Source organism: Pseudomonas sp. OTU5201 (genome assembly GCF_038440135.1).
Lineage (GTDB): Bacteria > Pseudomonadota > Gammaproteobacteria > Pseudomonadales > Pseudomonadaceae > Metapseudomonas > Metapseudomonas resinovorans.
Window position 1 is genome coordinate 1 of sequence record NZ_JASATC010000079.1, and the last position, 9752, is coordinate 9752.

General features: G+C 63.8%; 11 protein-coding genes. 4 read left to right on the forward strand and 7 right to left on the reverse strand.

Annotated features, from left to right (window positions below; all coding sequences use genetic code 11):
• Positions 1–163: 163 nt before the first annotated feature.
• Positions 164–454: a hypothetical protein gene (locus AAHM40_RS26770; protein WP_342247404.1), complete on the reverse strand. Its 291-nt coding sequence runs from the start codon at positions 452–454 to the stop codon at positions 164–166.
• A gap of 85 nt (positions 455–539) precedes the next feature.
• Complete coding sequence (locus AAHM40_RS26775) at positions 540–863, reverse strand: hypothetical protein (RefSeq protein WP_342247405.1); 324 nt, start codon at positions 861–863, stop codon at positions 540–542.
• Between the two features lie 190 nt (positions 864–1053).
• Here AAHM40_RS26775 and AAHM40_RS26780 point away from each other — a divergent pair, with 190 nt between their 5' ends.
• Positions 1054–1284, forward strand: a complete 231-nt coding sequence (locus AAHM40_RS26780; protein WP_342247406.1) for a DUF2789 domain-containing protein — start codon at positions 1054–1056, stop codon at positions 1282–1284.
• A 49-nt stretch (positions 1285–1333) separates the two neighbouring features.
• Here the strand turns inward: AAHM40_RS26780 and AAHM40_RS26785 are convergent, their stop codons facing one another.
• Complete coding sequence (locus AAHM40_RS26785) at positions 1334–2077, reverse strand: SDR family oxidoreductase (RefSeq protein WP_342247407.1); 744 nt, start codon at positions 2075–2077, stop codon at positions 1334–1336.
• A 127-nt stretch (positions 2078–2204) separates the two neighbouring features.
• On the opposite strand from AAHM40_RS26785, the gene AAHM40_RS26790 reads away from it, so the two are divergent.
• Together AAHM40_RS26790 and ptrC are read left to right on the forward strand one after the other, a co-directional pair.
• On the forward strand, positions 2205–3116 hold the full coding sequence (locus AAHM40_RS26790; RefSeq protein WP_342247408.1) for a LysR family transcriptional regulator: 912 nt from the start codon (positions 2205–2207) through the stop codon (positions 3114–3116).
• Between the two features lie 264 nt (positions 3117–3380).
• The gene (gene ptrC, locus AAHM40_RS26795; RefSeq protein ID WP_342247409.1) at positions 3381–3575 is read left to right on the forward strand and encodes a type III secretion system co-regulatory protein PtrC; all 195 of its coding nucleotides are present in this window, start codon (positions 3381–3383) and stop codon (positions 3573–3575) included.
• Between the two features lies 1 nt (position 3576).
• On the opposite strand, the gene AAHM40_RS26800 is transcribed toward ptrC, so the two are convergent.
• From AAHM40_RS26800 to AAHM40_RS26815, 4 genes are all read right to left on the reverse strand, one after another.
• Complete coding sequence (locus AAHM40_RS26800) at positions 3577–5820, reverse strand: xanthine dehydrogenase family protein molybdopterin-binding subunit (protein ID WP_342247410.1); 2244 nt, start codon at positions 5818–5820, stop codon at positions 3577–3579.
• A gap of 11 nt (positions 5821–5831) precedes the next feature.
• Positions 5832–6290: a (2Fe-2S)-binding protein gene (locus tag AAHM40_RS26805; RefSeq protein WP_028631257.1), complete on the reverse strand. Its 459-nt coding sequence runs from the start codon at positions 6288–6290 to the stop codon at positions 5832–5834.
• Between the two features lie 103 nt (positions 6291–6393).
• Entirely contained in the window at positions 6394–7323 is a 930-nt protein-coding gene (locus tag AAHM40_RS26810) for an AraC family transcriptional regulator (protein ID WP_342247411.1), read from the reverse strand.
• A gap of 197 nt (positions 7324–7520) precedes the next feature.
• Positions 7521–8543, reverse strand: coding sequence for a zinc-dependent alcohol dehydrogenase family protein (locus tag AAHM40_RS26815; protein ID WP_342247412.1), 1023 nt, complete (start codon positions 8541–8543; stop codon positions 7521–7523).
• Between the two features lie 161 nt (positions 8544–8704).
• On the opposite strand from AAHM40_RS26815, the gene AAHM40_RS26820 reads away from it, so the two are divergent.
• Positions 8705–9622 carry a LysR substrate-binding domain-containing protein gene (locus AAHM40_RS26820; protein WP_342247413.1) on the forward strand — a complete coding sequence of 306 codons (918 nt, stop codon included), beginning with the start codon at positions 8705–8707 and terminating at the stop codon, positions 9620–9622.
• The last annotated feature ends 130 nt before the right edge of the window (positions 9623–9752 follow it).

Sequence of the window (9752 nt, forward strand, 5' to 3'; positions counted from 1 at the left end):
GATCCTCGAAAGGCAGAAGGCGCCACGTGTGGCGCCTTCTTTCTATTTGGGGGGCTGAAAAGTACGGGCACACCGCCCGGCGGTACGCTGTCCTTGTAAGGGCGAATTCATTCGCCAAGGCAGCGTAGCTGCCCTTCTGGCCCCACAGACCCCGCGCCGCTCCCTACTTCACCAGGCTCAAGCGCTTGTCGGTGAACACGCAGATCACTCCCGCCTCGTTGTACATCACCTGAAAATTGAAGTCGCAATACGCCGCCGCCACGCTCAACGGCAGGGACTGGTTGACCGCCTTGCCCGCCTTGAACCAGGACATCTGCCCGGGCTTGCACAACTTGGCCTCGGCATCGGTGCTGTAGGTGCAGAGCACCGCCTGATCAATGGGCTCCTCTTTCAGGCAACCAGCCAGCGGCAGGGCCACGAGTCCGATGAGTGCGAGTTTCTTCAAAGGCGACATGAAAGGCTCCGTAGTGGGACGATCCGCCGAATGTGCGGACCCGGGACCTTTGATCCGCAGCCCCGCGCCAGGTTCCGCGGACGGATCAGGTATAGCCTGTATAGAGCAGCATTCCCCAGGACATCAGAAAGATCGCCGCCAACCCAACCAGGTAGTAGCCGCCCGCAATCAATAGCCTGATGGTCAGCGGACGAGGCGATTCGTGGATCAGGGGGAGCGCCGAAACGGCCGGCACCAGGAACATGCCGAAGGTGCTCAGGCTGGAATTGAACAGCCAGTAAATCTGGAAGAACTCATGGAGCAACTGGGCAAGGAAGATGAAGAGCACCGGCGTCCAGACAGGCGCAACCAGCAGCATGGCCTCCACAGGGTCCCGCAATGAGTATTTTTGCTCGCACTGGATGTCCATTTCGCCCCCCTTGTGAAGGTGGCTCGCGATTGGATAACCGCGTTTTTTGTGAGGCTAGCCAAGCGAGCCCACAGCGCAAGCCGGCACCAGCCTTGGCCGACATGCTGTCGTCCAGCGGTCCTGGCCGGCGCAGGGTCTATAGTCGATGGAGGTCATTTCCCCGTCGACCCCCCCACCGGAGGCCCCGCACATGGACACCAGCCATCACTCCCTCAGTGCCCTCTTCGACCAGCTCGGCCTGCCCTCCGACAAGGCCGGAATAGAACGCTTCGTCACCGGCAATCGACTCGCGGTAGGCCAGGCCCTGCCTGATGCACCATTCTGGAACCAGGCCCAGTCCGCCTTCCTGCGTGACGCCTTGACGGAGGATTCCGACTGGTGCGAGGAAGCCGACGAGCTGGCATTGCTCCTCAGCAAATAGACGAAACGAAAAAAGGCGACCATGTGGGCCGCCTTTTTCCTGGCTGGGATCAGAAATCCTGAACCGCGGGACGCAGCACCACCTCGTTGATGTCCACGTCGGCCGGTTGCTCGATGGCGTAGGCGATGGCCCGTGCCACGGAATCGGCCGGAATGGCCAGCTTGTAGAACTCGCCCAGGGCCTGGGCACTTTCCTGATGCGAACTGCCGTGCTTCAGCTCCGAATCCACGGCACCGGGGGAGATCAACGTGGTGCGGATAGAACCACCCACCTCATGGCGCAGGCCTTCACTGATGGCGCGCACCGCGAACTTGGTGGCGCTGTAGACGGTTCCACCCGGGCTGAACACCTTGATGCCGGCCACCGAAGCGACGTTGATGAAGTGCCCGCCGCCCTGCTTGCGGAACAGCGGCAGCGCCGCTGCGATCCCGTGGAGTACGCCCATGACGTTGATATCGAACATGCGCGACCACTCGTCCACCTTGACCTCATCCATGGGCGCAATGGCCATCAGTCCCGCGTTGTTCACCAGCACGTCGACGCGACCGAAACGCTGTAACGCGCCATCGATCAGGGCGGCCACCTGCTCGGCAGACGTCACGTCGGTGGCGATTGCCAGTGCCTCGCCGCCATTCGCTTCGATCTCGGCAACCAGGCTTTGCAGGCGCTCGACCCGACGCGCACCGAGCACCACCTTGGCACCCTGGGACGCCAGGTGGCGGGCGGTGGACTCACCCAGACCGCTGCTGGCGCCAGTGATGACCACGACCTTGGAGGAAATGTTGTTGCTCATTGAAGGCACTCCAGAGAAGCCCGGAATCAGGATGAGTCCGGTAACTGGGCGCCAGTATTGGAAAACGCTCACCATCATTGAATGGAATAGTTAGGATTTTGAAATTCCACCCTATGGAACACTGACCATGTTCAATCGCATCGAACTGCTACGCATCCTCTGTGTTGCCGCCGAAACCCCAAGCTTCCGCGAAGCCGCCACCCGCCTGGGCGCTTCACCGCAAACCGTGACCCGCGCCATCAAGGACCTGGAAGATCAGTTCGGTGAACCGCTGTTCCATCGCAGCACCCGTCACGTGCAGATCACCGCCTTCGGCGAGCGCCTCGCCAGCCAGGCCCGCGAGGCCCTGGCCGGACTGGACCAGTTGTTCCAGGAGCATGGCGGCAAGCGCGAAGAGGAGCTGGCCGGGCGCGTAGGCATTGCCGCACCGCGCTCGGTCGGGCGGCGGTTTCTGCTTCCCGTACTCGCGGAAATTGCCCGGAAACACCCAGGCATCCACTTCGACATGCGCCTCTCCGACCAGCTCACCGACTCCGTGGAGCAACAGATCGACCTCGGCGTACGCATCGGCTTCATTCGTGACCGTCGCTATATCGCCCGGGCCGTGGCGCAGATCCCAATGCGGGTGGTCGGGACCCCGGAACTTCTGCAACGCCAGGGCACACCGGGGACGGTGGACGCCCTGCACCAGACCCCAACCACCGCACTGATCGACAACAACACTGGACGCGTCTGGCCCTGGATGTTCGCCGAGGGTCGGCAGATCCAGCCGGCAAACGCAGCGTTCTGCACCGACGACCCGGAGAACGAACTGGAAGCTGTACTGGCCGGCATCGGCTTCGGCCAGCTACCCAGCTACCTGGTCGACTCGCACATCCGTGCCGGCCGCTTGTTGGCAGTGCTCCGGGACCAGGCGCCCACGCCCTGGGAAATGTTCATCTACCGCCCCCAACAAGGTCCCGTATCGCTGCGGGTAAGGCTGGTCCACGATTTACTGGTCGAGCACCTTTCCGACCCCGCCTTCGTTCCGCAGGGCTGACTGGACAGGACGAAGTCGAAGCTTCCTACGGGTTCTGCAGCTACGTAGCCCGGATGAAATCCGGGGCAGGAAATCCAACCACTGCTCCCGGATATCATCCGGGCTACGATTTTCAAGCCTGACTCAAGGTGCCCCCCATAGAGGCCACGCCATGCCATCGACAGGAATGATGTTCACCATCACCCCCTTTCAATTCCGCGCTGGATGCCCTGGCGTCACTATCGCTCCATCGGCCCTACGGCCAACCGGAACGAGACCAATGCCATGTCAGCCGACCCTCGTATCAGCGACGACCTCTATCAAGTCACTCACGTGACCCTGGATGAACTGCGCCTGCACTTCGAGACCGAAGTGGTGGTGAGCCTGGACGATGGAAGCCTGGCCGTGCGCAAGGCCCCCACTCCGGTGGCCGAGCGCAAGGCCCTGCGTGAGCTGATTTGCGCCGCCAAGGCGGCCTGAATCAGGCCGGCTTCACCTGCCTTGGCAACGGCAGCGTGTAGAAGCGCTGCCCCACTGCCGCGTAAAGCGCATTGGCCACGGCCGGGGCAATAGGTGGCACGCCGGGCTCGCCAACACCGGTAGGCGCTTGCGCCGACGGCACGATATGCACCTCCACCACCGGCATCTCGTTGATCCGCAACACCTGGAAGTCGTGGAAGTTCGACTGCTCCACCACCCCATCCTTCAGGGTAATCGCGCCATGTAGCGCGGCGGCCAGGCCGTAGCCGATGCCTCCCTCCATTTGCGCCCTGATCACGTCGGGATTGATCGCCACGCCGCAATCCACCGCGCAGACCACACGATCCACCCTGTAACTGCCATCGGCCTTTACCGTCACTTCCGCCACCTGGGCGACGAAGGAGCCGAAGGACTCATGCACGGCGATTCCACGCCCGCGCTTCTCACCCTCCGCGCCCGGCTTCATTGGTTGATTCCAGCCCGCTTTCTGCGCGACCAGCTCCAACGCCCCAAGGTGGCGTGGTTTCTTGCCGAGCAGCTCGTGGCGATACGCGTATGGGTCCTTGCCGGCGGTCGTGGCAGCCTGATCGATCAGGGTTTCGACCGCATAGGCCGTGTGGGTGTGCCCCACGGAACGCCACCATTGCACCGGTACGCCAATGTCGTCCGGCGTATGCAATTCCACCTGCAGGTTGGGCACCGCGTAGGCCAGATTGGACGCGCCTTCCACCGAGGTGTGATCAATGCCGTCCTTCACCATCGCCCCCTCGAAGGCCGTACCCTTGAGGATGGACTGCCCCACCACGCGCTGGTGCCAGCCCTGCAGCTTGCCCTCGTCATCCAGCGCCAGGCGCGCACGATGCAGGTAGGCCGGGCGGAAGTAGCCGCCGTGGGTATCATCCTCGCGGGTCCAGACCAGCTTCACCGGTACGTCCTGGCCTTTGGCCCGGGCCGCCTTGGCGATGGCCACCGCCTCCAGCAGATAGTCCGACTGCGGGTTGGCACGACGACCGAAACTGCCACCTGCGTAGAGCTGGGTCAGGCTGACCTTCTCCACCGGGATGCCCAGGTACTTGGCGATGGCCAACTGATCCACCGTCTGGAACTGCTCACCGTTCCAGACATCGCACTGGCCGGCGGATATCTTCACCAGGCAGTTCATCGGCTCCATGGCGGCATGGGCCAGATAGGGGAACTCGAAGTCGGCCTCGATCAGCCTGGCAGGCTGGGCCATGGCAGTGGCGATATCGCCCTGCTTGCCGGCGATCCGGCCTTCCTTGCCAGCGGCCTCACGATAGCGGGCGAAGATCTCCTCGCTGCCGAGTTTGAATGCCTTTGTTTCGTCCCACTCCACCACCAGGGCATCACGGCCCTGGCGCGCGGCCCACGTGTTCTTCGCCAGAACCGCGACACCCGCGCGACCATGGGGCGTGTCGGTGAACTCCACGACCTCCACCACACCGGGCACGGCCTTGGCCTTGCTCGCATCCACCGACATCGGCACACCGCCAAAGCGCGGTGGGTAGGCGACTACCGCCACCAGCATGCCGGGCAGCTTGAAATCCTGGGTGAAGGTGGCACTGCCATCGGTCTTGTCGGCGCTGTCCTTGCGGGAAAGACGCTCCTGACCGATCAGGGTGAAATCCGTGGGCGACTTGAGCTGTACCTCGGCCGGCACTGGTTGGCGCGCCGCCGCCTCGGCCAGTTCGCCGAAGCCCGCCTGCTTGCCCGAAGCGGTGTGGCTGACCACACCCTTGTTCACGGTAATTTCCGACGCCGGTACCTTCCATTGCTCGGCAGCGGCCGCCACCAGCATGGCGCGGGCGCTGGCACCGGCCTTGCGCATCTGCTCGTAGGAGTTGGCGATGGCGGAGCTGCCACCGGTGCCCTGCATCGGACCAAACGCGAGGTTGTTGTAGAGCGTGGCGTTGGCCGGTGCGCCCTCGACCCTCACCTGGCTCCAGTCGGCATCCAGTTCCTCAGCCAGCAAAGTGGCGAGGCCGGTGTAGCTGCCCTGCCCCATTTCCACGTGCTTGGCCAGGACGGTCACGCTGCCATCGGCCGCGATCCGCACGAAGGCATTGGGCATGAAAGGTTCGGCGCTTGCGGCCAGGGCGTCACCGCCTTTCAGCAAGGGCGCAAAGGCAATGCCCAGCGCAAGGCCGCCGCTGCCCTTGAGGAAGGTACGCCGGCTGACATTGAGGATGCCGCTGGAGGCCCGGGTATTGGTTTCGAACGTGCCCATCTCGACTCTCCTCAGGCCAGGGTGCCGGCCGCTTCATGGATGGCGGCGCGAATCCGCACGTAGGTGGCGCAGCGGCAGATGTTGCCGCTCATGGCCGCATCGATATCGGCATCGCTCGGTTTCGGGTTGCCGCGCAACAGCGCCGTGGCGGACATGATCTGCCCGGACTGGCAGTAGCCGCACTGCACCACGTCGAGCTTGCGCCAGGCCGTCTGCACAGCCTTGCCTACCGGGTCTTCGGCGACCGCTTCGACGGTGGTGACCTTCTTGCCCACCACCGCGGAAACCGGGGTGACGCAGGACCGGGTCGCCTGGCCGTCGATATGCACGGTACAGGCACCGCACAGGGCCATGCCGCAGCCGTACTTGGTACCAGTCAGATTCACAACGTCGCGCAATGCCCAGAGCAAGGGCATGTCCGCAGGCACGTCGAGCTCAACGTCGTTGCCGTTCAGGTTCAGGGTAATCATCAGGCTTACCACCTCTGTCTGGATGGTTCGGGAGAAACCGATCGGCAACGCCGAACGGGCATTCAGGGTAATGATGGTTCAGGGCGCCCCTTCCGGGGCACCTTCACGCCGACTGGCGCAGGCGCGCGATGTCCCGCAATGGCGGAGCGCCGAACAGCCGGCTGTACTCGCGGCTGAATTGCGACGGGCTCTCGTAACCTACCCGGCCTCCGGCACTGGCGGCGTCCAGAGCCTCCACCAGCATCAGCCGGCGGGCTTCCTGGAGACGCAGTTGCTTCTGGAACTGCAACGGACTCATGGCCGTCATCGCCTTGAAGTGATGGTGCAGGGCCGAGGTGCTCATGTTCACCTCGCTGGCCAGGCGCTCGATCTGCAATGGCTGATGGAAGTTCTGTCGCAGCCAGTTCACGGCACGGCCAATACGATGTCCCTGGGTGCCGCTGCTGGCAATCTGGCGCAGTTGCGCGCATTGCTCGCCGCGCAGCAGGCGATAGAGGATTTCCCGGCGCACCAGAGGCGCCAGCACGGGAATGTCTTCGGGGGTATCCAAGAGACGCAGCAGGCGCAGCACCGCATCCTGCAGCGAATCACCCAGGCCGCTCACCGACAGGCAGCGTGGACAGGCTTGGGGAGAGGGTGCGGGAGCTGGCAGCTCCATCAGCAGGGCGCTGATCTCCTTGGGATCGAGGTCCAGGCGCAGACTGAGAAAAGGCACGTCAGGACTGGCATCGATGACCTGGCCGATCACCGGCAGGTCCACCGACACCACAAGGAACTGCGACGGCCCGTAGTAGTAGGTTTCCTCGCCCAGCAGCACCTTCTTGCGCCCTTGCACCACCAGGCCAAGAGCCGGCTCATAGAGGCAGTGCAGAGGTTCGCTGGGTTGCGCAGTGCGAAACAGGGTCAGGCCGGGAATGGCCGTAACCTGCGCACCGTCCTGCTCGGTGAATCGTTCAATGAACTGCACCAGCTCCTGCTGCTGGCGCGCAGCCGCACCGGATTCCTGCGCGGCAAGGAGCGTGTGTGCATTCATGGTTTGGACCCTCGGAGAAGATGGGCCAACTTTACCCATGGTGTGCAGGCTAGTCTCGCACCCGGAAGCGGTTCAGGAGGATCAGGCAATAATCCAGCAGGATTCGGCTATCAGCCCGGCCGCCTCGCGCGGCACACTGCCCACCATTCCACAACAAGACAGATTCGGGGCGGACCCAACGGCCCGCCCCGCCTTCCTCAGTCGGCAACCTTGATCACGACACGCCCACCTGCCGGGCAGGTTTCCATGTGACGGTTGGCCTCGACGAAGTCCTCGAACGCGAAGACGCGATCAACCGGAGGCTTCAGCAGATGATCACGGGTCATCTGGTTGATATGGTCCAGCGCACGCTGAACCGAAGCCTCATTGGCCTCGATGCCCAGCTCCGGAGAACCGGTGAAGTCGAGTACACAATGCCGATAGAACTGCAGATGCTTCTTGAACGCGGCGCAAGCCGGGAACGCAGTGTCGTTGCCGCCGTTGCAGCCATAGACAACCAGCTTGCCGCGCTGCGCGGCCACGTCGCCCAGGAGCTTCATCTGCTGGCCGGCGCACTGATCCAGAACCACCTCGACGCCCTTGCCCTGGGTGAAGCGCTCGGCCTCCAGGACCAGGTCCTGCTCTTCGGTGACGATGATCTTGTCGGCACCCAGCCCTTTGATAAAGGCACGGCTTTCCGGGTAGCTGGTCGATGCGATCACCTTGGCACCCAACGCCTTGGCCAGCTGCACCGTCTGCGGCGCCAGGCAATGCCCGGCCTCGGTGACCAGCACGTGCTGACCCGGCTTCAGACCACCCAGGTCAACCAGGGCGAAATAGGCCATCAGCAGCGGCGTGTAATGGATGCAGGCTTCCTCCGGCGTCAGGACGTCGGGATAGGCCACCAGGCCATTACGCGGCATCAGCACCAGGTCCCCCCAGGCCGGATGCTGGCTCGGCGTACTGGCCGGGAAGCTGGCCACGGGGGTGCCGGGCTTCAGGTCATCGACACCTTCGCCCACGGCTTCCACGATGCCGGCCATCTCGGAGCCGAGACCGGAAGGTAACTGGGCCGGTTGCTCGGCCGCCAGGTTCTGCCGCCAGAGCACGTCCCTCCAGCCCACACCCAGAGCCTGGGTGCGCACCAGGACTTCGCCCGGGCCCGGAATGGGTGTCGGCAACTCTTCGAGTGTGAGGACCTCGGGGCCCCCGAACTGGTGAAAACGGATCATGCGGGACATCACATACCTCGCCTGTGACTCTTCATAGCCACGGACTCTATCCGGGCTTTATCTACAAAACCACCCGCGACCATTGATAGTTGTCATAAACGGCGATGATGTGAGCCTTGACGACCGGTCCTGGGAACTGCACCTTTCACACATTAATTACGGATGATTCCATGAACCGGAACGACCTGCGAAGAGTTGACCTCAACCTTCTTATCGTGTTCGAGACGCTCATGCACGAGCGTAGCGTGACGCGCGCGGCAGAAAAGCTGTTCCTCGGTCAGCCGGCCATCAGTGCGGCACTGGCCCGCCTGCGGACCCTGTTCGACGATCCGCTGTTCGTGCGTACGGGCCGCAGCATGGAACCCTCTGCCCGGGCCATGGAGATCTTCGCCCTGCTCTCCCCGGCGCTGGACTCCATCTCCACAGCCGTCAGCCGTGCCGCCGACTTCGATCCGGCCACCAGCAGCGCCGTGTTCCGCATCGGCCTGTCGGACGACGTGGAATTCGCCCTGCTCCCCGCCCTGCTCCGCCGCCTGCGCGCCGAAGCCCCCGGCGTGGTTCTGGTGGTGCGACGCACCAACTATCTATTGATGCCCAACCTGCTGGCCTCCGGCGAGATCTCCGTGGGCGTCGCCTACACCGAGGAACTGCCGGCCAATGCCAAGCGCAAGACCCTGCGGCGCTCCAGGCCCAAGCTCCTGCGCGCCGACTCGGTGCCCGGCGCGCTGAGCCTGGATGATTACTCCACAAGGCCCCATGCCCTGGTGTCCTTCGCCGGCGACCTGGGTGGCTTCGTGGATGAGGAGCTTGCCAAGGTCGGCAAAACGCGCAAGGTCGTGTTGGCCGTGCCACAGTTCAATGGCCTCGGCACCCTGCTCGCGGGTACCGATCTGGTGGCCATGGTGCCGGACTACACCGCCGCCGCCCTCACTGCCGCGGGCGGCCTGCGTGCCGAAGACCCACCCCTGCCGGTCCAATCCTTCGAGCTGTCCATGGCCTGGCGCGGCGCCCAGGACAACGACCCCGCCGAGCGCTGGCTGCGTTCGAGAATACAAATGTATTGCGGGGATCCGGATAGCCTGGAATAGCCTCCCCCGCGACGCCCTGCCTCCTGTGGGGGCGAATTCATTGGCTATGTCTGCATGACATGTTGTAGGCAGCTGCATTGCCCGTAGGAGCTGGCTTGGCAGCGAATGGCGGCGTTTAGCGGGGGAGCCC